This window comes from Streptomyces sp. NPDC051963 (assembly GCF_044593495.1).
Taxonomy (GTDB): Bacteria; Actinomycetota; Actinomycetes; order Streptomycetales; family Streptomycetaceae; genus Streptomyces.
Genome location: NZ_JBIUCC010000005.1, coordinates 558,754 through 580,415 on the forward strand (window position 1 = coordinate 558,754; position 21,662 = coordinate 580,415).

Here is a 21,662-nt window from a genome sequence, read left to right on the forward strand (position 1 = left end):
GCGTGCCTTGCCCTGTCCCCGGTCGGCTCTGCCCGGCCGGGGACTTTCGGATACCGAGCCCGTCACTCCTCCGAGAAACGGGTAGCCGCTCGTGGCGGCGTGGCCGTCCCAACCATCGGACTGATCGCCGATGCCGTGTGGCCGATCTTCCGACCCAACTGGTCCTACGAGAGCTTCTCCTGGTGGTCATCGGTCTCCACGAGCTTCATGGCGCCGCGGTCGCCCGCGTACGTCCCGCGCACCCCACGGTCCAGGGGCAGCACCTGCACACAGACATTGTCCCTCCGGGCGTCCTCGCCGAGCGAGCGCAGTTGCCCGCGCAGAATCTCCCAGCTGCCGAACGGCCGCCGCAGCACGCTCTCTTCGAGGATCAGCTCGATCAACGGGGCCGGATCCCGGTCGAACAGCGCCCTGCGGGCCAGCCGCGCCTCGACCAGTTCCTCGCGCTTCTGCTCGGACACCGGCGGATAGCTGCCGCCGATCAGCGCCCGCGCGTAGTCCTCGGTCTGGAACAGACCGTCGACGACCAGCGTCTCGTACGAGCAGAGCGTGATCGCCCCGGCCTCCAGCTCCGAGAACCCGCGGAAGCGCGCCGGGTACTTCTCCAGCAGCATCCACTTGCGAGCTTTCTCGAAGACGCCCAACCCACCCCCGATCACCTCCTCCAACTTCACCAGCATCTGATCGCTCGCCGGCTGCGCACACGTCTCCATCGCGCTGACCGCCGATGCCGTGTACCCGAGCAGATCGCCCAACTGCGGCTGCGACAGCCCCCGTTGCTCCCGAAGCGCTTTCGCCAGGGCGGCGACCATATGGGCCGTACCGCCTGCTTCCGTCTTGTTCTCCGCCCGCGCCAATGCGGTCACCCCCGGACTCAACCGAACTCAACCGGTCACGACTGCCGACGTCGCCGCACAACTGTGCTCGACCAGCGACGCAGAGTCATTGATCACGCTGGTTCCGGTTGCGGAAACTAACCGTGTGAATACGCAAAGTGAGCTGAGTTGGATCCCGGCGTCCGGCGTCCAACTCCGCAAGGCAGGTGTCCAGTTCGACGCCCTGAGGGTCGACGGCGAGGACGGTCGAATCGTCGCTGACCGTCTCGCCCGGATGACCGGCGGTGATCCGGGGCCGATCGTCGAGACGGCCACCGGTCGCCGCGGGGTCTACTTCCTCGTGCCCGTCGGCAGTACGTCTCACCGTCCGTGGCCCGATGGCGCCACCCGTCTCGCTGCCGGTCCGCAGCACGTGTCGTACATCCCGATCCCGGCCCTCAACGGCCTGACCTGGCCCTTGAGTTGGCGCTACCGCCCGACGGTCGCCGATCACCTCGTACACGCGCTCCTGCTGCGCACCGCCCTTCACTCGCAGGGGTGAAGAACGTGAACTTCCGCCTGGGAAAAGGTGGTTTCGGCTTGCATTCGTCGCTCTGCGTACCCGTAGAGTCACGCCCAACGAACGAAATGCCCCCGCGGTGCGCCAACACCCGGGGGCTCGACACCAGGAGAAACACCTCCGGATGCGTTTTCATCGTACGACGCCTGCGCGCGTCTTTTCAGGCTTCTCTGCCACCCTCCTCCGCGACCGGCGCATCGCCTGGTGCGCGGTGGGCGTACTGACGTACCTATTGGCCCTCCTGAACGGCGTCCGCGTGCCCCTGTGCGCCCTTGCCGCGCAGCTCGCCGCCGCCCTGCGTGAGCTGGAGGAACTGCGCGGGGCCGGGGGTGCGGGTCAACTCCCCGTCGTTCACGAGGTGTTCGACGTCCCGTGCGAAGTCGAGTCACCAATGGGTGAAACCGAAAAAGTCCGGGATCGGAACGCGCCTCGCAGGCACACCGCGCGCGCCGCGCAACTGCTCATCTCGCTCGGACAGATCGATTCCCGGCTCACACTCGACGCCACCGAGGCGCTCCGGCTCGCGCCGCTCGTCGAGGGGTGGTGGGCGCGGGGGGTCAGCAGCGCCCAGGTGCGGGCGGCCCTGGTGTACGGCTGGCCGCCGCAGCCGGTGCGCTCGGCGCGGGCCCTGCTCGAGGACCGATTGCGTCTTGGGCGTCCTCTCCTGAACGGGTGAGCGGTGCCCGCGTAGGCGCATACAGACTCCCGGCGCGCATTCGCGTGCTGGGCCCATCGAAAGAAATGGAGACTCGATGACCGTCACACTCGTACGCCCTGAGGTGGTATACCGCCGGTATACTGTGCTCATGGCTGACACCACGATCAAGGTCGATCCCGCTGTCCGAGACCGGCTCCAGGAGCTGGCCCGGGAGCGCGGGATGAGCATGCGGGACTTCGTGGCGGAGCTGGCCGGGGCCACGCCGACCAAGGAAGAGCTGCGCAAGCAGTACGAGGAGACCAAGGCGTATGTCGAGGAGCACTTCCTCGGCAGGCCGTACACCGAGGAGGACGAGGAGGCCGGCGAGAAGCTGTGGGCCGACCTTGAGGCCGGGCGCATCGGGGAGGTCCAGTGACCGAGAAGGACCGATACCCGCTGCCACGTGCCGTCATCTTCGACGACACGGCCGCGCTCGCTCTCGGAGCAGGGAACAGCATGGCCTCGCGGCTCGTCGTCGAGGCCGAGAAGGACCCGGTCGTGCGGGTCTACATCCCGGCGCTCAGTCTCGCCGCCGCCGAGCAGGAGCGGGCCGGGGTCGCCGAGCATCTGGGGGCACTGCCCTCCGTGAACATCGAGGGTCTCGACTTCGCGGCGGCGACCGCCGTGGGCAAGCGACTGCGGACGGCGGCCGTCGGGGAGGACGGGGAGCAGGGAGGGAAGGGCGAGGCGGACTGGAGCGGAGCTCACGTGCTGCACCTCGCTCTGCCGACCGTCGAGTGGCCGCGAGGTCGTCCGGTCCTGACCAGGACGCCTACGCGCTATCGCGGCACCGGTATCCGCACCATCCGCATCGTCGAGCAGAACTGACCCCTTCCGTCCGAGAAGCGGCATATAGGCATACTCTGAAACCGTGCGTGCCGTGCGGCCGCACCGGTCGTGCGTCGACGAGGAGAAGGTGAGTGCGATGCGCGTTCTGTTCAGGGCACACCTCGACACGGAGCGGTCGAACGAGGCCATCCGGAACGGCACTTTGGGCAAGCTGATGCAGTCCTCGATGGAACAGGTCAAGCCGGAGGCCGCCTATTTCACCACCGACGAGGGCCGACGCACCTGCTTCCTCGTCTTCGACCTCCAGGACAGTTCCCAGATGCCGGCGATCGCGGAGCCGTTCTTCCTGGAGCTCGGCGCCGAGGTCTCGTACACCCCGGTCATGAACCCCGAGGACCTTCAGAAGGGGCTGTCCGCGCTGGGCCGCTGACCCTCAGCTGAAGATGATCATCGACCCTTGCGCCAGGCTTCGCGTCGCCGCCGCGTGCAGGCCCAGCCAGACATGCCGTTCGCGGGCGAAGGGGCTGGGGTCGTAGGGGGCGGGGACCGCCGGTTCCTCCAGTTCCGTGGGGGCCAGCGGGGCCTGAGGCGCGGCCGGGGGGTTGGCCGGGTCGATGCCGATCGCCGCCGCCACGAACTCCAGCTCGCGCAGCAGCGTCTGCGAGGAACCCAACGGGCCGCCGCCCGCGAGGAGTTCGTCGCTCGACAGCGGGTGCGGGAACTCGACGGGGACGTAGGCGCCCGCATGGTCGTAGTGCCAGACCAGGTGCGACTGCTGGGCCGTCGTCTCGAACATCTCCAGCAGTTGTTCGTAGTCGCCGCCGAGGTCGTCCACCGGCGTCACCGGCAGGCCGCACATCTGGAGCAGATAGATGCGGCGCAGGAAGTGCAGCGCGTCGTAGTCGAAGCCGGCGACCGGGGCGACCTCGCCCGTCAGGCCCGGCATGTACTGGTACACCGGCACCGGTGGCAGCCCGGCCTCCGCCAGCACCTTGTTGTATTGCGCGAGTTCCTCGGCGAACGGGTTGTCGGGGGTGTGGCACAACACATCGACGAGCGGTACCAGCCACAGGTCACAGGCCAAAAGAGGTCTCCTCGAAACGACTCGGAGGAACAGAGGAACAGTAGTCGGTGAGGTGCCGATCAGCTCCCCGCGTGCAGGTCCCATACCCACACGCCGCCCGTCCACTTACCAGGGCTGCCCACCAGCTTCTCCACCGTCTCGCGCAGCTTGGCGTCGTTCGGCTGCGGCGCCAGCACCAGCACGCCCGCCTTCCAGAATTCGAGGTCCTGCCGGGCCACCTCCCGCCAGTTCTCCCCGATCTCGGGAACCACGCCCGAGTAGCGCACCTCCCGCAGGAGGTTGGAGGTGTGGCGGGGGGCGGCGCCGTAGATGCCGGTGCGGTCCTCGCCGTAGGGGCCGTTGAAGTAGCCGCCGGGGAGCTTGAAGTCCATGCCGGCCACGGTCTGCCAGTGCAGGGCCTCCGCGTCGCCCGGATCCGGGAGGGGCACCGGGACGAGTGCCTCGCCCTTTCCGAGGTACGACTTCCAGGTCCCGTCCGCGATGAACGCCGGCACCTCCGCCCGGTCCACCGCCTTCAGCGGGGCGGGGACGAGGGGGAGCAGCGCGAGACAGACGCCGACGAAACCGACGTACTGCGCGCTTCTGAGGCGGGTGCCGGCCAGTCGGTCCACGGCCAGCGCCACCAGCATGCCCAGCGCCGGTGCGCAGACCATCGCCACCCGGCTCTCGATGACCGACTCGAAGAGGGGTTTTCCGGCGAGTAGGGCCCAGGGGCCGGGGAGGACGAGGTCCGTCAGCGGGATGCGGAACTCCGGGCCCAGGGAGAGGAATGCGGCGGCGACCGCGGTGAACGCCAGCGCCTTGACCAGGGCGTGTTCCCAGAGCCGTACGACGATCGCGAAGGCGAGGGCGACCAGCGGCCAGCCGTAGAAGGCGTTCTGTTCGGTGGGGTTGAGCGAGAGCGCGTTCGCCGTGTCCGCGTTGCCCGCGATGAACGAGCGTTCGGCGAAGGACAGCAGGGCGAGGGGGCTGTTGCCCGCGTTGTCGCCGTGCAGAACGCTGTGGTAGCTCTGCGGGCCGTAGAACTGCCAGGCCAGCGGGTAGACGATCAAGGGGAGACAGGTCGTGCCGGCGATCAGCAGGCCCCTGAGGAGGGGGCGCCAGGCCGCCTTCGCCACATCCCGTCGTATGAGGCCGTAGGCGGCGGCGAACAGCAGCATGCCGATCGCCGCCAGGAGGAGGGGCTCCTCGCCGAGGAAGATCTGGTACGCGGCCATCAGGCCCAGCACGATCCCGTCCCGCACGACCCGGGTGCCCGTGCACAGACGCAGGGCGCGGTCGATGATCAGCGGGATCATGAACAGGATGATGAAGTTCGGGTGCGCGTTGGCGTGGCTGACCATCGGCGGGGCGAAGGCCGCGAGGGACGCGCCGACGAAGGCCGCGGCGCGCTGGTGCACGACCCGCTTCACGATCAGCCAGTACCAGGCGGCGGCGGTGGCGGCGAGGCCCAGCGTCATGACGACGCTGAGGGAGATCGCGGGGCCCGCGAGCAGGGTGAGCGGTGCGAACGGGACCGATACGCCGAGCATGACCGTGTTGGCCATGAGGTTCACGCCGTCCGGGAAGCCCTGGAGGTCGGTGAAGAGGGGGTTGCGGAAGTGGGCGACGTTGTCGGCCGTCACCGCGAAGAACCACTCCCACTGGTTCTGGTCCCTCATGGAGTCCGGCAGATAGCGGTGGTTCGGGTCGAAAAGGCGGCCCGAGTACAGGGCCGTCGACATCACGAGGAAGAAGACGACGGCCAGGGCGTCGGCCGGGCGGAGCGCGCGTGCCTTGAGCCGGGTGAGTTCGGCGAGTACACGGCCGTAGTCGAGGGCGCCGACCTTCGAGCCGCTCTGGTGCGACCAGCGCACCGGGACCTCGGCGACCGGCCAGTCGGACCGGCGGAAGTGCTGGAGGACCTCGACGTCGATGCCCCAGCCGTCGAGGCGGGAGTCGGCGAAGGCCTCGCGGGCGCGGTCGCCGTCGAACAGCTTGAAGCCGCACTGGGTGTCGCGGATGCCGGGCACGGCTATCCGGCGTATGAGGACGTTGCCCGCGCGGCCGAGCAGCTCACGCACCGGGTGCTGGCGGTCGCCGATCGTCGCGCCGGGCACGGAACGGGAGCCGATCGCGGCCGCGCAGCCCTCGCTGAGCGCCTTGTCGAGCCGCTCCAACTCCTCGATGGGGGCCGCCAGATCGGCGTCGGTGACCAGGACCCGGCGGCCGAGGGAGGCGCCGACGCCGAGGCGGAGGGCGTGGCCCTTGCCGCGGTTGCGGGGGCTGGTGACGAGCCGGACGCGGGGGTCGGGCCGCCCGCTGACGATGTCCCGGGTGCCGTCGGTGGAGCCGTCGTCGACGACGATGATCTCCCAGTCGCCCCAGCGGCCCTCGTCCTCGCCGAGGTAGCCGGCTATGGCATCGAGGGTGGGGCCGAGACGCCGTTCTTCGTTGTAGGCGGGGATGACGACGGAGAGGTCCACGGCGGCTGCGGGGCCCTTCATCCGGCCGCCAGCCGTTCGATGAGGGCGAGGGAGTCCGCGTTGTACGAGGCGATGATCACTCGGGCCTCGGTGGTGTCGCGGCGGGCCAGCGCGTCCACCAGCTCGGTGTGGCCCGCCCACAGGTGGCCGCGCAGGTCGGTCATCCGGCGCAGATGCTGGACCGCGCAGACCCAGGACTGCACGCGCAGCCGGTGCAGGAAGTCGGTGAGGTAGGGGTTGCCGAAGAGGTTGCCGAGCTCTTTCCAGAAGCGCAGGTCGTAGCCGATCAGGACGGTGACGTCGCCGGCGGCCGCCGCGCGCTGAGCCTCCTCGCCGCGGCGGCGCACGCCCGCGAGGACGGCGGCGGAACGGGCGTCGTCGTTGTCCCGGTACCCCATGTGGCCGTCGTCGAGGGCCAGGAACATGCCGTCGGTGACCAGTCTGCGGGCCTCCAGGATGCCCCGGTAGTCCTCTACGGAGTACTCGTGGACGCGGAAGCCGCGGTGCTGGTCGGCCTCCAGGAGGCCCTGCGCGGAGAGGTCGACCAGTGCCTCGCGTACGGGGGTGGCGGAGACGCCGTACTGGTCGGCGATCTCCTTCACCGTGAACTCCTGACCCGGCTTCAGCCGCCCCGCCAGCACCTCGTCGCGAAGTGCTTCGGCGATCTGTTGCCGCAGTGTGCTGCGGGTCACGGAGCCGTTGCCGGGGCTGCCGGGCATGGTCGGGGCGTCTCCCTACGTCGCGGTGGTCGGCGTGCACGCATATGACTACGAGCACGCCACCTTACGCGTTCGGGTGCGGCGGGTCGCCGTCCCGGCGGAGGTGAACGCCGAGCCGATTTCGCCCCCGCCGCCCCCACCCTTCCCGACCCCGGGGCTGCGCCCCCGGACCCCCGCCATCGGCCTGAACGGCCTCGTCCTCAAACGCCGGACGGGCTGGAATGCCGGGTGGGCTGAAATGCCGGGCGGGCTGGAATGCCGGTGGGCTGGAGTGCTCCTACTCCGTGTACTCGTCCGCCGCGCTCAGCGCCGCGTCCAGCGCTGTGAGTCCCTCCTTCAGTTCGGACTCGCTCACGTTGCACGGGGGGACGACGTGGGTTCGGTTCATGTTCACGAAGGGCCAGATTCCGGCGGCTTTGGCGGTGCTGGTGAACGCGGTCATGGCGGGGCCGGGTGCGTTGTACGGGACCAGGGGCTCGCGGGTCTCCTTGTTCTTCACCAGCTCCAGTGCCCAGAACATGCCGACGCCGCGGACCTCGCCCACGCAGGGGTGCCGCTCGGCCAGGTCTCGCAGGGCCGGTTCCACGACCTCCGTGCCGAGCTTCGCCGCGTTCTCGACGACGCCTTCCTCGGCCATGACGTCGATCGTCGCGACGGCGGCCGCGCAGGCCAGCGGGTGGCCGGAGTAGGTCAGGCCACCCGGGTAGGCCCGCTTTGCGAACGTCTCCGCGATCGCCCCGGAGATCGCGACCCCGCCCAGCGGCACATACCCGGAGTTCACGCCCTTCGCGAAGGTCATCAGGTCCGGCACGACACCGAACAGGTCCGCCGCGAACCACTCCCCGGTCCGCCCGAACCCGGCCATGACCTCGTCCAGGACGAAGACGATCCCGTACTTGTCGCATATCTCACGGACGCCCGCCAGATATCCCGGCGGCGGCACCATGATTCCCGCCGTCCCCGGGATCGTCTCCAGGATGATCGCGGCGACGGTCGAGGGGCCCTCGAAGGCGATCGTCGTCTCCAGGTGCTCCAGCGCCCGCGCGCACTCCTGCTCCTCCGTCTCCGCGTAGAAGCGGGAGCGGTAGAGGAAGGGTGCCCAGAAGTGCACGACCCCTGCGGTGCCGGTGTCCGACGCCCAGCGGCGCGGGTCGCCGGTGAGGTTCACCGCCTGCTGCGTACCACCGTGGTACGAGCGGTACGCCGACAGGACCTTCGGGCGGCCCGTGTGCAGCCGGGCCATCCGCACCGCGTGCTCCACGGCGTCCGCGCCGCCGTTGGTGAAGAAGATCTTGTCCAGGTCACCCGGCGTCCGCTCGGCTATCAGCCGTGCCGCCTCCGACCGCGCCTCGATCGCGAACGCGGGCGCGAAGGTCGTCAGCTTCGCGGCCTGTTCCTGGATCGCGGCGACGACCTTCGGGTGCTGGTAGCCGATGTTCGTGTACACGAGGCCGCTGGTGAAGTCGAGGTAGCGGTTGCCGTCGTAGTCCCAGAAGTACGACCCCTCCGCGCCGGCGACGGCGAGCGGGTCGATGAGCTCCTGCGCGGACCAGGAGTGGAACACATGCGCACGGTCCGCGGCCTTCACGGCGGCGCCGACCTCGGGGTTTGGCTGAGGGGTCATGCGGGCGAGCGTAAATGTCCGCGATACGGAAGCGGTATCGGCGTCCTGTCTGCGGGACGGCGGTTTCCGCGACAGGTTGTCGACAGCCGGGGATCCGGCCCCACCGCATTGACAGCATGCTGCGTGAATGACAGGATGCTGTCATAAATCGGCCGAGGAGGAGCCATGAACACCCAGCCCGTACACCTCGCCGTCTACGACACCCTCGCCGACTGGGAGCCCGGTCACGCCACCGCGCACCTCGCCCGCGCCGGGTACCGCATCCGTACCGTCGGTCCGGCCCGCGAACCGGTCACCAGCATCGGCGGACTCCGCATCCAGCCCGACCTCGCCCTGGCCGACGTACGCCCCGAAGACAGCTCCCTGCTGATCCTCCCGGGCGCCGACCTCTGGGACACGAGCGACGACCTCGCGCCGTTCGCGCGCAAGGCACGGGAGTTCCTCGACGCGGGCGTCCCCGTCGCCGCGATCTGCGGAGGCACCGCCGGACTCGCCCGCGAGGGCCTGCTCGACGACCGCGACCACACCAGTGCCGTCTCCTTCTATCTCGCGGCCACGGGATATGCGGGCGGTGACCGGTACATCGACACCGACGCCGTGACCGACGGCAACCTCGTCACCGCGGGACCCACCGAACCCGTCGCCTTCGCCCGGGAGATCTTCCGGCTCCTCGGGGTGTACGAGGGTGAGCTGCTCGACGCCTGGTACCGGCTGTTCCACGACTCGGACGCGGAGGCGTACGCCGTGCTCGCCAAGGCGGGGGCGGCGTGAGCGCAAAGCGGCAGGATCTGCTCAGCCGCAGCGCCCTCGGCGTCTTCCGGCTCAACGGTCAATTCCTCGCCGTGGCAGAGGAGTTGGCGCGGCCCGCCGGGCTCACCGCCGCCTGGTGGCAGGTGCTCGGCGCGGTGCTGCGGGAACCGCTCAGCGTGTCCGGGATCGCGCGGGAGATGGACGGGGGTCTGGGGGTGTCCCCCAGAAAGCACAGAACGCGGCAGAGCGTGCAGCGGATCGCCGATCTGCTGGTGGAGCGCGGACTCGCCGAGTACCGGCCCAACCCCGCCCACCGCCGCGCCAAGCTCCTCGCCCCGACCGAGGAGGGGTTCGCGGCTGTCCGGCGGATCGACCCCGGGCACGCCGTCTTCGCCGACCGGCTCGCGGAGGCATTCGGGGAGCGTGAACTCGCGGACGCCGTGCGCCTCCTGGAACGGCTGTCGAAGGTCCTCGAACAAGTGGGTCCGCCTGTTACGGAACCGTAGACGCCGCCCCACTCGCCTCCCCGTATCCCCGCACTATCTTTGATCTGTTGCAGGGCGCGTATCGGGGGGAAGGCGGCGCGGCGATGGAGAAACTGGGGGCCGGGGATCCACCGCGGATCGGGGCGTACCGGCTGCTGGCGCGGCTGGGCGCGGGCGGTATGGGGCAGGTGTATCTGGCCCGGTCGGACCGTGGCCGGACCGTCGCGGTCAAGCTCGTACGGGAGGAACTGGCCGCGCAGGAGGAGTTCCGGGCCCGCTTCCGGCAGGAGGTGCAGGCCGCGCGGCAGGTCGGCGGGTACTGGACGGCGCCCGTGCTGGACGCCGACACCGAGGCCGCCGTGCCCTGGGTCGCCACCGGGTATGTCGCCGGTCCCAGCCTCCAGCAGGTCGTCGGCCATGACCATGGCGCGCTGCCCGAGCGGTCCGTGCGCATCCTCGCGGCCGGGCTCGCGCACGCCCTCAAGGACATCCATGCGACCGGGATCGTCCACCGCGATCTGAAGCCGTCCAACGTGCTGGTCACCATCGACGGGCCCCGGGTCATCGACTTCGGGATCGCGCGGGCGATGGAGACCGTGACGGACGGCGGGCTCACCCGCACCGGCGGGCTCGTCGGCTCGCCCGGTTTCATGGCGCCCGAGCAGGTGCGCGGGGACCGGATCACCCCGGCCTGCGACGTCTTCTGCCTCGGCTCGGTCCTCGCCTACGCCGCCACCGGCAGCCTCCCCTTCGGGACCGCCAACAGCGGTGTCCACGCCCTGATGTTCCGCATCGCCCAGGAGGAACCCGACCTGGAGGGCGTACCGGAGGGCGTCGCCGATCTCGTACGGCACTGTCTGCGCAAGGACCCGGCGGCGCGGCCGACGCTCGACGAGATCCTGGAGCGTACGGGCGTCGACGAGACCGTCTCGGACGGGCGGTCGCGCGATCCCTGGCTGCCCGGTGCGCTGGTGGCCCAACTCGGGCGGCACGCCGTGCAGTTGCTGGAGACGGAGAATCCGGAGGCCGCCGCCCCCGAGGCGGCGGCCGAGGCGTCTCCCGAGCACGCCTCGGCCGCGGACGGCGATCCTCCTACGGTGGTACAGGCCCCGCCTCCGCCCGGTCAGCCGGGTGGCGGCGGCCCCTTGAACCACCTGCCCACCACGGTCTCCGGCCAGGGGACCCAGACGCCTCCGCCCACGCCTACGCCGCACCCCGCGTACGGCTATGCCCAGCAGCATCCGCAGCCTCCGGCCTACGGATACCCGCAGCAGCAGGGGGGCTACAGCACCCCGTACAACCCGTACAGCGGCTCCGGCGCCACCCCGCCCTACGGTCCGACTCCGCCGTACGGCCCCGGCGCACCCCAGGAACCGCCGCGCCAGAACGGCCGTTCCACCGCGCTGCTCGTCGTGATCGCCCTGGTGGTCGCGCTCGCCGCCGGCGGCTCGGTCTTCGCCCTGATGAACGGCGGCGACGACGACAAGAACGACGGCAAGTCCACCGCGTCCCCGAGCGCGAGCGCCTCCGCCACGTCCGGGCCGACGACGGCGCCGGAGTCCTCCCCGGCCGCCTCGACGCCCACCGACGGCGTGATCCCGACCGCGTTTCTGGGCACCTGGTCCGCGACCATCGACAACGACGCCGGGCGTCACACCCGCCGGCTCACCGTCCAGCAGGGCGAGGTGGGCGACACGGTGCTCTCGCTCGCGGCCGACGGCTCGGACTATCACTGTGTGTTCCAGGCGAAGCTGGCCGAAGAGCCGGGCGCGGACGGCCCGTTGGCGATCGGCCCGTCCACCGTCACCGTCGGTGAACCGGCCACCTCCTGCACGCCGGGTGCCGCCACCGAGCTGACCCTGCTTCCGGACGGCCGTCTGGAGCGGGTGACCACGAGCAACGGGGAGAAGCTGACCTACACGCGGGAGTGACCAAGTCCCGTTCCGTGTGCGTCGGTTGAAGGCACTGTGCGTTAGTTGAATGTCAAGCGAACTTCTGCGGACGGAAACGGAATATCACAGCCTGCGACCGTACAGTGACCGGACATCGTCCGGGTCTGGGAGTTGCGGGGGCACCCAGTGGAGTGGCTGAGCGCAGAGAACATCGTCGCCGTCTCGACCGCCATGGTCGGCATCGTGGCTTCGGCCGTCATGGTGTGGTACGAGCGCCACATACCGCGACGCAAGCGGATCGGTTACCGCGTCCAGATGGACAACCCGATAGGCGATGACTTCCAGTCGGGCCGCCCGAACGTCCGGCTCGGTTCGTTCGACGCGCCCAACATGGCCAACGGGACGCTCGTACTGCTGCGCATCGAGAACGACGGCTCGGAGAGCATCGGCCTCGACGACTACACGAGCCGTGAACTCAACGGCCTCACCGTGGAGTTCACCGACCGGAACATCCACGGCGTGTCGGTCACCCAGCCGCAGGGCACCGACCACCTGATGAGCCACTTCACGCCGCACTCGGGCTTCGGCTACGACGAGGACGGCAACAAGCTGCGCATCCCGCGGGTCCCGCTCAACCGCGGCGAGTACTTCAAGCTGCTCGTGCTGCTGTCGGGCGGTGACGTGGGCGCGGACATCAGGCTCGTCGGCGGCATCCGGGACGGTGTGGTGCGGCCCAACCGCGGTGCGCTGCCGGACGACAAGCCGCCGCTGTTCAGCCGGGCGGCCCGGGTGATCACCATCATGCTCACCGTCTCCGTCGTCCTCCTCGCCGCCATCGTCATCGCCCGCGACGACAATCCGCCCCCACTCGGCTGTGAGAAGGGCAAGCTCACGGTCACCGGCTCCACCGCCTTCGCGCCCGTCGTGGAGGACCTGGCCAAGGAGTACAAGAAGGACTGCGAGGGCTCCGACATCGTCATGGAGGCCCGCGGCAGTTCGGCCGGCGTCGGTGAACTCGCGGGCCTGGCGGGCGAGTCGGCGAAGACCCGGGCGTCCGTGCTCGCGTTCTCGGACGGCCGCAGCGCACGCGCCGGCAGCACACTTCAGGCCGAGCCCATCGCCCTGTCCGTCTTCACACTGGTCGCCAACGACGGCATCGACCTCTCCAAGGGCCTGTCCCTGACGAGCGTCCGGCGCCTCTACTCCGGGGAGATCGGGTACTGGGACGAGCTCGACCCGTCGCTGCCGCACCGGCGTGTCGTCCTGGTCAGCCGGAACGCCGACTCCGGCACCCGGCAGATCTTCCAGGACCGGGTGCTCGACGGCAGATGGGAGGGCGTGCCCACCACCTCGCTGGACTGCAACCTCCAGGTCGACAGGTCCGCCCCCGTGCGCTGCGAACTCAACTCCACGGAGGACGTGCTGAAGACGGTCGCCGCCACCCAGGGCGCGATCGGCTTCAGCGAACTGAACCAGGCGACCGACGAGAAGGGCGTCAAGCTCGTGGCCCTCAACGGCGACATCGCCGACGTCGACGCCATCGAGCACAACGGCAGCCCCTACCCGTACCGAGGCGTGGAGTACGCCTACACCTACGGTTCGCCGCCCGCCGGGTCCCTCGCCGCCAGCTTCCTCAACTACGTCCGCAACCACGGCCAGATCGTGATCCGCAGCCACGGCCATGTGCCCTGCTCGACGACGGCGGGCGAGCAGCTCTGCCGCGACGACTGACACAGCCTCAACTCGACGTACGGCAGGCCCTCTTGCGCTGCACTTGACGCGTCCACAACCATGGGGCGGTTCGTTCGCATCGGCCACGGGAGACGACATGCGCCCCAGCCCCTCCAGAAGAACGGTCCTCACCGCGACGGCGGCGAGCGCGGCCGCACTGGGCACGGCCGGCGGGGCGGAGGCGGCGCCCCAAGGCATGGGCACGTCCCAGCGCCCGTCCCGTGAACTCCGCGCCCTGCTGAAGGAGATATCCGAGGCCCGCATCGAGGCGACGGTCCGCAAACTGGTCTCCTTCGGCACCCGCCACACCCTCTCCGTCCAGGACGACCCGGTACGGGGGATCGGCGCGGCGCGGGACTGGATAGCGGCGGAACTGCGCAAGTACGCGGCGAGCTCGGACGGCCGTATGACCGTGGAGCTCCAGTCGTACATCCAGGAACCGGGGCCCCGTGTCCCGGTCGCGACGCGTATCACCAACGTCGTGGCGACCCTGCGCGGCTCGGTGACGCCGGACCGCGTGTACGTCGTGTCCGGTCACTACGACTCCCGCGTCACCGACGTCATGGACGCCACCTCGGACGCGCCGGGCGCGGACGACGACGCGTCGGGGGTGGCGGTGGCGATGGAGCTGGCGCGGGTGATGGCCCGGCGCAGGCCCGCCGCGACGATCGTGTTCGCCGCGGTGGCGGGGGAGGAGCAGGGGCTGTTCGGGGCGGCGTACATGGCGCAGCAGTACCGGGCGGCCGGGACCGATGTGCAGGGCATGTTCACCAACGACATCGTCGGCAGCCCGAAGGCGGACGACGGCACGGTGGACCCGTACACGATCCGGCTCTTCGCGGAGGGCGTGCCGTCCTCGGAGACGCCGGAACAGGCGGCGACACGGCGCTCGGTGGGCGGCGAGAACGACTCCGCCACCCGCCAGCTGGCGCGCTTCGTCCGTGACGTGGCGGAGAACGACGCGACGCGGATGCACGTCCGTGTGATCTACCGCCGGGACCGCTATCGCCGGGGCGGCGACCACATCCCGTTCCTCGAACGCGCCTATCCCGCCGCCCGCTTCACCGAACCGACCGAGGACTACGCCCACCAGCACCAGGACGTACGCGTCGACGAAACGGGCAAGCAGTACGGCGACCTGCCCGAGTTCTGCGACTTCCCGTTCATCCAACGGGTGGCCCGGGTGAATGCCGCCACCCTCTGGACCCTGGCCCAGGCTCCCGGCACCCCGACGGGCGCAAAGATCATCACGTCCACGCTCACCAACTCGACCGAGCTGGTGTGGACGAGGGGCACGGAACCGGACCTCGCGGGATACGAGATCGTCTGGCGCGAGACGACGTCCTCGGACTGGACGCATGTGATCCCGGTGGGGGACGTGACGGGGTATGAGGTGGACCTGTCGAAGGACAACGTGTTCTTCGGGGTGCGGGCGGTCAACCGGGCGGGGAACCGCAGCCCGGTGGCATTTCCGGACCCGCAGACGTAGCGGTCCTTCTCACCGCGGTTCCGGCGGTCGCTGCCGAGGCATGTTGGGTCGCGCCCCGCTCCCCGGTGACATCGGGAACCGACCCTGCACCACGGCCCCCTCCCCCCGCGGGGTGCCGGCCACCGCCGACTGGATCCCCATCGGCGCGGACCCCGTGCGGAACTCCACCATCCAGTCCGCCGTCTCCGCCCGCACCAGCTCCGTCACATCCTCGGAGAACCGCCGCAGCACCCCGAGGCACCGCTCGGCGGCCTCGCCCGCCGTCCCCTCCGTCGGCCCCAGGACCTCCCGCACACTCTCCGAAGCCCAGTCGAACTGGAGTACCTGAAGCCGCCGCTGCACCGCCTGCGCAGTCGCGACGTCCCTTATCCAGCCGGACGTCACCCCGAAGCACCGGTCGACGGCCACACAGGCCACTGCGAGCAGCAGCGCCAGATATCCCCACGCGGCCGCCCCGCCGATCACCCCCGTCAGATCCAGCAACGGCAGCACACCCCCGGCCACCGCCCCCATCGCGGCGCCCGTCCGCAATCCACGCGCCCCTCGCCGCTTCCACACCCGATCCGCGAGATACCAGGCCGCGGTGTCGAGCGCCCCGCGCTCCACCCACCGGTACAGCTCGTCCAGCCGTTCCGCCGGCTCCGCCCAGTCCCCGGGCGGAAACGCCCGCCCGACGAGATCGCCCGGCCGCAGCCCGGCAGCGCCCTCCCGGTCCTCGCCGCGCCCGCCGCGCCCGTCCTGAGCCGGACCCTCGGGCTGCATCTCCGGCTGACCCACCCGGCACTCCCTACTGATCGCACTGATCACGGTGCGTGACGTCTCGTACGCTTCGTGCGACATACGATGGACGACGCCTGCGTGACGCCTGATGCTGACGCGCTCGACCCTTCCTACCGCCCAATGGGTGGCGAAGGCCCGGTTTTCGCCTCTTTTCCGCCCGGAAGTGGGTCTTGATCAGGTATAGGACTCACGGTCGCCTCACTCGAAAGAGTGCTGGGGCGACGGCTGCGCGGACCACGTAGGCTCGTGCCGAGCGGGAAAAACCCGTACGCGAAAGAGGAGCTGATCGTGATCCCCGGTGGTGGCCAGCCCAACATGCAGCAGCTGCTCCAGCAGGCCCAGAAGATGCAGCAGGACCTGGCGCAAGCGCAGGAGGAACTGGCGCAGACGGAGGTCGACGGCCAGGCCGGCGGCGGCCTGGTGACGGCCACCGTCACCGGCGCCGGTGAGCTGCGCGCCCTCAAGATCGACCCGAAGGCGGTCGACCCCGAGACTGCATCTTTGGAAGAGACGGTCGAGACGCTCGCCGACCTGGTCATCGCGGCCGTGCACGCGGCCAACGAGAATGCGCAGACGCTCCAGCAGCAGAAGCTGGGCCCGCTGGCACAGGGGCTGGGCGGCGGCAGCGGTATCCCCGGCCTGCCGTTCTGACTTCTGTTCTGTGACCGGGCCTGCCTATCTAGGACGGGCGTCGGGCAACTACCGTACGAACTGAAGAGCACCAGAAAGGGCGGCAGTCCGTGTACGAAGGCGTGGTCCAGGACCTCATCGACGAACTGGGGCGGTTGCCCGGCGTCGGTCCCAAGAGCGCGCAGCGGATCGCCTTCCACATCCTCCAGGCCGAACCGACGGACGTACGGCGCCTCGCGCAGGCCCTCATGGAAGTCAAGGCCAAGGTCCGCTTCTGCGCGATCTGCGGGAACGTCGCGCAGGAGGAGAACTGCAACATCTGCCGCGACACCCGCCGCGACCCCGCCGCCATCTGCGTGGTGGAGGAGCCGAAGGACGTCGTCGCGATCGAGCGCACCCGTGAGTTCCGCGGCCGCTACCACGTCCTCGGCGGCGCGATCAGCCCGATCGAGGGTGTCGGTCCGGACGACCTGCGTATACGAGAACTTCTCGCGCGGTTGGCCGACGGGACGGTCACGGAACTGATCCTGGCGACGGACCCGAATCTGGAAGGCGAGGCCACGGCCACGTACCTCGCCCGCATGATCAAGCCCATGGGCCTCAAGGTCACCCGCCTGGCCAGCGGCCTCCCAGTGGGTGGCGACCTGGAATACGCGGACGAGGTGACCCTCGGCCGCGCCTTCGAGGGGAGACGACTCCTAGATGTCTGACGCCACGCTGCACGCGACCACGCAGGATCCGGACGACTTCGCGGTCCAGATCGCGGACCAGGTGGAGAGCTTCCTCGTAGCGGTGAGCGAGGTGGCGAAGGGCGACGAGCCGGAATCGGCGATCCCCTTCCTCCTGCTGGAGGTCTCCCAGCTGCTGCTGGCCGGGGGCCGTCTCGGCGCGCACGAGGACTTCGTGCCCGAGGAGCGCTACGAGCCCGATCTGGGCCCCGAGCCGGACGTGGACGAACTCCGTGAGAACCTCGCCCGGCTGCTCGAACCGGTCGACGTCTACTCCGAGGTCTTCGACCCCTACGAGCCCCGTAAGGCACCGGTCCCGGCCCGTATCTCCGACGACCTCGCCGATGTCATGGCGGACCTCCGCCACGGCATGGCCCACTACCGTGCGGGCCGCACCGTCGAGGCCATGTGGTGGTGGCAGTTCTCCTACTTCTCCAACTGGGGCGCCACGGCCTCCGCGACGCTCCGCGCGCTCCAGTCCGTCCTCGCCCACGTCCGCCTCAACCAGCCCCTCGAAGAACTCGACGGCCTCGACACCGACCTGGCCATGGGTGACGACACCCTCGAGTTCGAGGCCGGGAAGGTGATGGCGGAGGAGATCGGGGGTCCGCTGGGGCTGCCGTCGGCGAAGGTCAAGCCCAAGGCCAAGTCCAAGTAGTCAGGGGCCCGTCGGCGTCGTCAGTCCTCGCAGCCCTCTCCGGGGGAGGGGGGCGTCGAGGGCTCCGGCTGCGGTTCGGAGGGCGCGGGTTCCGTCGGTTCGGCGGGGGGCGTCGGTTCGCCGGGTTCGCTGGGGTCGGTGGGCTCGTACGGGCCTGACGGCTCCGTCGGTTCTGCCGGTTCGCTCGGTTCGGCCTGCCCCGGAGGGGGCGGTGTCTCCCCGACGGGAGTGGGCGAGGGCCCCGGCGCGGGCGACCCCGCCGGCTCCTCCGGTGCTTGCGGGGTGGCAGGGCGCGGATCCGGACCGCTCGGCGTCGACCCGTCGATCACCGTCACCGGGACCACCACTGAGGTGTCGGCCGGGGCGTCGACGACGGTGTGCGCGGGGCCGGTCCGGTCGTTCGACCCGGCCTGCTCGTCGTTCTGCCGGTCGACCGGCACCTCCGCGGCCACGTCCTTCGACGGCTGTTCCACGGGTATCTCGGCCACGGGGTCCTTCGCCATCGGCACGCCCCCCGGCTGACCGGAAGGGGAGTCGAGCACGCCGAGTGCGAGGACGAGCGCGGTGGCGGCCACCACCGTCGTACCGGCCGCGACCGACGCCGGCACCTTCGAGCCGGTCGCGGCCTGGCGTACGCCGTCCAACAGTCCGCTGACGTGCCCGCCCGCCGCGCCCGCGGCGGACGCCGCACCGGCGGACCCCGCAGCGAACGACAGCAGGAACTTGCCCGTGCCGCCCAGCGCGAAGACCAGCAGAGCGGGACCGGTGAACGCGGGCAGCCGGTCGTTGGCGCGCATCAGGACCGCGAGCCGGTGGCGGCAGTCCTCGCAGGCGTCCACATGACCGAGCAGCCGCTCCGACTGGCGCGAGGTCGCGTTGCCGCGCACATACGCGGGCATGCGGCCCCAATGCACCTCGCAGGCGGGGTCGTCGGGGGCGCCGTCCTGGGTCCGCAGGAAGGCCTGGCGCATGCCTTCACGCGCCCGGTGCAGCAGGACCGCCGTCGCGCCCTGCCGGATGCCGATCTGGGTGCCGACGGCGGTCAGCGGCTGGCCCTCCGCCTCCGCCAGCCACAGCGCCTTCACCCAGCGCTCGGGCAGCTGACCCAGCACCCGCACCAACAGGTCGACGGAGGAGACCTGTTCGGCCGGATCGTCGATGTGCGCGTCGGGTCCGGCGTGCTCGTCGGTGTGCGGGTCCCGCGGCGTCTCGCGCGCGGCACTTCCGGCCGCGGCGGCGAGATGGCGCACCGTCGTCATGAGATACGCGGGCACGTTGTCGATCTCGTGCCCGGCCGCCAGCCGCCGCCAGACGCGGAAGTGGGCCTCGGCGACGAGGTCCTCGGCGACCCAGGCGTTCCGGGTGAGCGTCCGTGCGTAGGCGACGAGGCGCGGCTGTTGCTCCTCGTAGATCCGTGCGTACGCGGCGGTGGTGGACGCGAACTCCGGGGCGGGCGCGGCGGCGAGGGGGCCGTCGGTCATGGCGGGGCTCCAGTTGCCTGCGGGTGTGGCAGGGACAGGTTTGTAAGCCTAGATGCCATAACATTCAACAAAAGTTCCCGGCCTCAGGGGGAGTGATGTGGATCACATCAACTGTCCTCTGTTTTCTGCGTAATGAGCGAGCCGCCCGCGCACTCAAGGAGGGCATCGGCCCAAACAGGCGCCCCACCTCATCCGAATCGGAGTCCGACCATGGACATCACCCTGGAACACCCCGTCCACGCCCGTCTGATCACCACCGGCCGTGAGCTCCCGGTCCCCGTGACCCTCCGCTACACCTCGGCCGATCCCCTCGCCGTGCACCTCGACTTCCCGGCCCATATCTCGCTCACCGGTCAGGCGGCGACCTGGACCTTCGCCCGCTCCCTGCTGGAGGAGGGGCTGGACGCGGCCGCCGGGCTCGGCAGCGTGCACATATGGCCGTGCGGCCCGCTCCGCACGGTCGTGGAACTGCACGCGCCGGAGGGCGTGGCCATGGTCTGGTTCGACCCGGCCGTCCTGCGCCGCTTCCTGCTCCGCTCGTACACCGTGGTCGAACCGGCCGAGGAGAACCTCACAGAGGCCTTCGACCAGGGCCTCACCTCACTGCTCGGCGGAGTCTGAGGTGTTGTGGTGGGTCGGCTCAGATGCGTACGGCGGTGCCGCTGACGCCGATGCCGCTGCCCGGCGCCTCCGGCACCGTCACCGAGATCGTGCTCGGCCGCCCCATGTCCACACCCTGATGGATCGTCAAGGCCGCCGGAACGGGCACGAGTCCCAACTCCCTGAGATAGCCGCCGAACGCGGCCGCCGCCGCACCGGTGGCGGGGTCCTCGACGACACCGCCGGGCGGGAAGGGATTGCGGGCGTGGAACACGGTGGGCGACTCCCGCCGGACCAGGTCGACGGTGGTCCAGTCCTTGCGGTGCATGAGCGCGCTGAGCGCGGGCATGTCGTAGTCCAGGTCGGCCAGGCGGCTCCGGGAGCCCGCGGCGATCACCGGATGCCAGGCGCCGGCATACGCCGCCCGCGGCGGCAGCGCCGGATCGAGATCCTCGGCGGACCAGCGCAGGGCGGCGAGCAGTTCGGCCAGATCGGCGTCCGCGATGGGTGCCGTACGCGGCTCGACGCTGGTCAGGGTGGCCACGATGGAACCGTCCTCCGCCCGGGCCGTCGTGACGGGTACCGGGCCCGCCTTGGTGTGCAGCAACAGGGGCCCCGTTCCGTGCAGGTCCGTGTACGCGACCGCCGTCGCGATCGTGGCGTGACCGCAGAACGGCACCTCGGCGAGCGGGCTGAAGTACCTCACGTCCAGGGCGCCTTCGGCGGACGGCAGCACGAACGCCGACTCCGAATAGCCGACTTCCGCCGCGGTCGCCAGCATCGTCGCCTCGTCGACCCCGGTGGCGTCGAGCACCACACCCGCGGGGTTGCCCCCGGCCGGGTCGGCGGTGAAGGCGGTGTAGCGCAAGATCTCCATGCGGCCGACCGTAACGAGGCGGGCTACCGAAGGCCACCCCAATAAGCCCACAGCCCCTTCCCCACCGCCCCGAGCCCGCCCGCCAGGGCCAGCAGCAGTACGAGGGACCGGACCCGCTGCTCCGGTACGCGCCCGGCGAGCCCCCGCCCGGCCAGGGCACCGACGGCCATCGCGACGGCGACGGCGGTCCACCGTGCCGAGTCCATCGTGGGCACCCCGTTCGCGACCACGGAGAAGACGTTGACGACCACGCCGTAGAACAGCGCGTTCGGCACGAAGTCCCGTACGGCCCACCCCGCGTTGACCGCGTACAGGGACATCGCCGGTCCCCCCACTCCCGCGGCCGAGTTCATGAACCCGCCCACGGCACCGGCCGCGACGGCCCCTCCGGTGCCACGCAGCGCGGACACACGGACGCCCCGCATGACGAGCAGAACGGCGACCGTCACCAGCCCGCCCATGACCAACATCAGCTCTGGCTCGGGCAGTTGGCGGGTGAGCCAGCTCCCCGCCGGTACCGTGCACACCGCCGCGACACACAACGGCAGCATCGCCCCCGCCCGCACCAGCCGCCACCCGGCGGCCAGCCCCATGGCACTGATCACCCCGGCCGCACAGTTGACCAGCGCGACCCCCTCACCCGGCCCGAGCAACACCACCAGCGCCGGCGCGGCGACCAGGGCGAATCCCACGCCGGTGAGCCACTGGACGCAGGAGGCGAGCAGCACGACCGCGGCAAGGAGGAGATCAGCTGACACGGGTGGGGATCCTCGCCGTATCGGTTGGCT

Annotated in this window: 22 protein-coding genes and 1 pseudogene; 14 read left to right on the forward strand and 9 right to left on the reverse strand. The window is 70.4% G+C overall.

Annotated features, from left to right (window positions below):
* Nucleotides 1–179 precede the first annotated feature (179 nt).
* Nucleotides 180–866, reverse strand: a pseudogene (locus ACIHFB_RS23290) (helix-turn-helix transcriptional regulator); the annotation flags it as partial.
* 115 nt (nucleotides 867–981) lie between these two features.
* Between ACIHFB_RS23290 and ACIHFB_RS23295 the strand changes: the two are divergent.
* From ACIHFB_RS23295 to ACIHFB_RS23315, 5 genes are all read left to right on the forward strand, one after another.
* On the forward strand, nucleotides 982–1,377 hold the full coding sequence (locus ACIHFB_RS23295) for a hypothetical protein (protein ID WP_365272635.1): 396 nt from the start codon (nucleotides 982–984) through the stop codon (nucleotides 1,375–1,377).
* A gap of 142 nt (nucleotides 1,378–1,519) precedes the next feature.
* A complete protein-coding gene (locus ACIHFB_RS23300; RefSeq protein ID WP_365272638.1) occupies nucleotides 1,520–2,071 on the forward strand; it encodes a hypothetical protein in 552 nt (183 codons plus the stop codon).
* Nucleotides 2,072–2,201: 130 nt separating this feature from the next.
* A complete protein-coding gene (locus tag ACIHFB_RS23305; RefSeq protein WP_365272641.1) occupies nucleotides 2,202–2,468 on the forward strand; it encodes a hypothetical protein in 267 nt (88 codons plus the stop codon).
* Complete coding sequence (locus ACIHFB_RS23310) at nucleotides 2,465–2,920, forward strand: hypothetical protein (protein WP_365272644.1); 456 nt, start codon at nucleotides 2,465–2,467, stop codon at nucleotides 2,918–2,920. The genes ACIHFB_RS23305 and ACIHFB_RS23310 overlap by 4 nt, the downstream gene beginning before the upstream one ends.
* Nucleotides 2,921–3,017: 97 nt before the next feature.
* Entirely contained in the window at nucleotides 3,018–3,311 is a 294-nt protein-coding gene (locus tag ACIHFB_RS23315) for a DUF3303 family protein (RefSeq protein ID WP_365273421.1), read from the forward strand.
* Between the two features lie 3 nt (nucleotides 3,312–3,314).
* Here ACIHFB_RS23315 and ACIHFB_RS23320 read toward each other — a convergent pair whose 3' ends face one another.
* From ACIHFB_RS23320 to ACIHFB_RS23335, 4 genes are all read right to left on the reverse strand, one after another.
* Nucleotides 3,315–3,965, reverse strand: coding sequence for a hypothetical protein (locus ACIHFB_RS23320; protein ID WP_365272647.1), 651 nt, complete (start codon nucleotides 3,963–3,965; stop codon nucleotides 3,315–3,317).
* Between the two features lie 59 nt (nucleotides 3,966–4,024).
* Complete coding sequence (locus tag ACIHFB_RS23325) at nucleotides 4,025–6,451, reverse strand: glycosyltransferase (RefSeq protein WP_400127784.1); 2,427 nt, start codon at nucleotides 6,449–6,451, stop codon at nucleotides 4,025–4,027.
* Nucleotides 6,448–7,149, reverse strand: coding sequence for a GntR family transcriptional regulator (locus tag ACIHFB_RS23330; protein WP_400127785.1), 702 nt, complete (start codon nucleotides 7,147–7,149; stop codon nucleotides 6,448–6,450). Before ACIHFB_RS23330 ends, ACIHFB_RS23325 begins: the two co-directional genes overlap by 4 nt.
* 277 nt (nucleotides 7,150–7,426) lie before the next feature.
* The gene (locus tag ACIHFB_RS23335) at nucleotides 7,427–8,773 is read right to left on the reverse strand and encodes an aspartate aminotransferase family protein (RefSeq protein ID WP_400127786.1); all 1,347 of its coding nucleotides are present in this window, start codon (nucleotides 8,771–8,773) and stop codon (nucleotides 7,427–7,429) included.
* Between the two features lie 165 nt (nucleotides 8,774–8,938).
* On the opposite strand from ACIHFB_RS23335, the gene ACIHFB_RS23340 reads away from it, so the two are divergent.
* The 5 genes from ACIHFB_RS23340 to ACIHFB_RS23360 all read left to right on the forward strand — a co-directional run bounded on the left by ACIHFB_RS23340 (nucleotide 8,939) and on the right by ACIHFB_RS23360 (nucleotide 15,120).
* Nucleotides 8,939–9,544, forward strand: a complete 606-nt coding sequence (locus tag ACIHFB_RS23340; RefSeq protein ID WP_400127787.1) for a type 1 glutamine amidotransferase family protein — start codon at nucleotides 8,939–8,941, stop codon at nucleotides 9,542–9,544.
* The gene (locus ACIHFB_RS23345) at nucleotides 9,541–10,029 is read left to right on the forward strand and encodes a MarR family winged helix-turn-helix transcriptional regulator (RefSeq protein ID WP_400127788.1); all 489 of its coding nucleotides are present in this window, start codon (nucleotides 9,541–9,543) and stop codon (nucleotides 10,027–10,029) included. Before ACIHFB_RS23340 ends, ACIHFB_RS23345 begins: the two co-directional genes overlap by 4 nt.
* 83 nt (nucleotides 10,030–10,112) lie before the next feature.
* Nucleotides 10,113–11,939: a serine/threonine-protein kinase gene (locus ACIHFB_RS23350; RefSeq protein ID WP_365272664.1), complete on the forward strand. Its 1,827-nt coding sequence runs from the start codon at nucleotides 10,113–10,115 to the stop codon at nucleotides 11,937–11,939.
* Nucleotides 11,940–12,086: 147 nt separating this feature from the next.
* Nucleotides 12,087–13,631, forward strand: coding sequence for a substrate-binding domain-containing protein (locus ACIHFB_RS23355; protein WP_365272667.1), 1,545 nt, complete (start codon nucleotides 12,087–12,089; stop codon nucleotides 13,629–13,631).
* A gap of 97 nt (nucleotides 13,632–13,728) precedes the next feature.
* The gene (locus tag ACIHFB_RS23360) at nucleotides 13,729–15,120 is read left to right on the forward strand and encodes a M20/M25/M40 family metallo-hydrolase (RefSeq protein ID WP_400127789.1); all 1,392 of its coding nucleotides are present in this window, start codon (nucleotides 13,729–13,731) and stop codon (nucleotides 15,118–15,120) included.
* A 9-nt stretch (nucleotides 15,121–15,129) separates the two neighbouring features.
* On the opposite strand, the gene ACIHFB_RS23365 is transcribed toward ACIHFB_RS23360, so the two are convergent.
* Nucleotides 15,130–15,897, reverse strand: a complete 768-nt coding sequence (locus tag ACIHFB_RS23365) for an SLATT domain-containing protein (RefSeq protein ID WP_400127790.1) — start codon at nucleotides 15,895–15,897, stop codon at nucleotides 15,130–15,132.
* A gap of 291 nt (nucleotides 15,898–16,188) precedes the next feature.
* On the opposite strand from ACIHFB_RS23365, the gene ACIHFB_RS23370 reads away from it, so the two are divergent.
* The 3 genes from ACIHFB_RS23370 (at nucleotide 16,189) to ACIHFB_RS23380 (ending at nucleotide 17,916) form a co-directional block, all read left to right on the forward strand.
* Nucleotides 16,189–16,551: a YbaB/EbfC family nucleoid-associated protein gene (locus tag ACIHFB_RS23370; RefSeq protein WP_365273423.1), complete on the forward strand. Its 363-nt coding sequence runs from the start codon at nucleotides 16,189–16,191 to the stop codon at nucleotides 16,549–16,551.
* 89 nt (nucleotides 16,552–16,640) lie between these two features.
* The gene (gene recR / locus ACIHFB_RS23375) at nucleotides 16,641–17,240 is read left to right on the forward strand and encodes a recombination mediator RecR (protein WP_365272676.1); all 600 of its coding nucleotides are present in this window, start codon (nucleotides 16,641–16,643) and stop codon (nucleotides 17,238–17,240) included.
* Entirely contained in the window at nucleotides 17,233–17,916 is a 684-nt protein-coding gene (locus ACIHFB_RS23380) for a DUF5063 domain-containing protein (protein WP_365272679.1), read from the forward strand. The genes recR and ACIHFB_RS23380 overlap by 8 nt, the downstream gene beginning before the upstream one ends.
* A gap of 20 nt (nucleotides 17,917–17,936) precedes the next feature.
* Here ACIHFB_RS23380 and ACIHFB_RS23385 read toward each other — a convergent pair whose 3' ends face one another.
* Nucleotides 17,937–19,397 (reverse strand): sigma-70 family RNA polymerase sigma factor, encoded by a 1,461-nt coding sequence (locus ACIHFB_RS23385; protein WP_400127791.1) that lies wholly within the window; start codon nucleotides 19,395–19,397, stop codon nucleotides 17,937–17,939.
* Between the two features lie 210 nt (nucleotides 19,398–19,607).
* On the opposite strand from ACIHFB_RS23385, the gene ACIHFB_RS23390 reads away from it, so the two are divergent.
* A complete protein-coding gene (locus ACIHFB_RS23390) occupies nucleotides 19,608–20,018 on the forward strand; it encodes an SsgA family sporulation/cell division regulator (RefSeq protein ID WP_365272684.1) in 411 nt (136 codons plus the stop codon).
* Nucleotides 20,019–20,037: 19 nt separating this feature from the next.
* On the opposite strand, the gene ACIHFB_RS23395 is transcribed toward ACIHFB_RS23390, so the two are convergent.
* Nucleotides 20,038–20,874 (reverse strand): PhzF family phenazine biosynthesis protein, encoded by an 837-nt coding sequence (locus ACIHFB_RS23395; RefSeq protein ID WP_400127792.1) that lies wholly within the window; start codon nucleotides 20,872–20,874, stop codon nucleotides 20,038–20,040.
* Nucleotides 20,875–20,897: 23 nt separating this feature from the next.
* Nucleotides 20,898–21,632 (reverse strand): sulfite exporter TauE/SafE family protein, encoded by a 735-nt coding sequence (locus ACIHFB_RS23400; protein ID WP_400127793.1) that lies wholly within the window; start codon nucleotides 21,630–21,632, stop codon nucleotides 20,898–20,900.
* Nucleotides 21,633–21,662 lie beyond the last annotated feature (30 nt).

Coding starts and splice junctions, on each gene's coding strand:
- ACIHFB_RS23300 (WP_365272638.1), top strand. CDS start 1,520: ATGCGTTTTCATCGTACGACGCCTGCGCGCGTCTTTTCAGGCTTCTCT.
- ACIHFB_RS23305 (WP_365272641.1), top strand. CDS start 2,202: ATGGCTGACACCACGATCAAGGTCGATCCCGCTGTCCGAGACCGGCTC.
- ACIHFB_RS23315 (WP_365273421.1), top strand. CDS start 3,018: ATGCGCGTTCTGTTCAGGGCACACCTCGACACGGAGCGGTCGAACGAG.
- ACIHFB_RS23325 (WP_400127784.1), bottom strand. CDS start 6,451: ATGAAGGGCCCCGCAGCCGCCGTGGACCTCTCCGTCGTCATCCCCGCC.
- ACIHFB_RS23330 (WP_400127785.1), bottom strand. CDS start 7,149: ATGCCCGGCAGCCCCGGCAACGGCTCCGTGACCCGCAGCACACTGCGG.
- ACIHFB_RS23335 (WP_400127786.1), bottom strand. CDS start 8,773: ATGACCCCTCAGCCAAACCCCGAGGTCGGCGCCGCCGTGAAGGCCGCG.
- ACIHFB_RS23340 (WP_400127787.1), top strand. CDS start 8,939: ATGAACACCCAGCCCGTACACCTCGCCGTCTACGACACCCTCGCCGAC.
- ACIHFB_RS23350 (WP_365272664.1), top strand. CDS start 10,113: ATGGAGAAACTGGGGGCCGGGGATCCACCGCGGATCGGGGCGTACCGG.
- ACIHFB_RS23360 (WP_400127789.1), top strand. CDS start 13,729: ATGCGCCCCAGCCCCTCCAGAAGAACGGTCCTCACCGCGACGGCGGCG.
- ACIHFB_RS23380 (WP_365272679.1), top strand. CDS start 17,233: ATGTCTGACGCCACGCTGCACGCGACCACGCAGGATCCGGACGACTTC.
- ACIHFB_RS23385 (WP_400127791.1), bottom strand. CDS start 19,397: ATGACCGACGGCCCCCTCGCCGCCGCGCCCGCCCCGGAGTTCGCGTCC.
- ACIHFB_RS23390 (WP_365272684.1), top strand. CDS start 19,608: ATGGACATCACCCTGGAACACCCCGTCCACGCCCGTCTGATCACCACC.
- ACIHFB_RS23395 (WP_400127792.1), bottom strand. CDS start 20,874: ATGGAGATCTTGCGCTACACCGCCTTCACCGCCGACCCGGCCGGGGGC.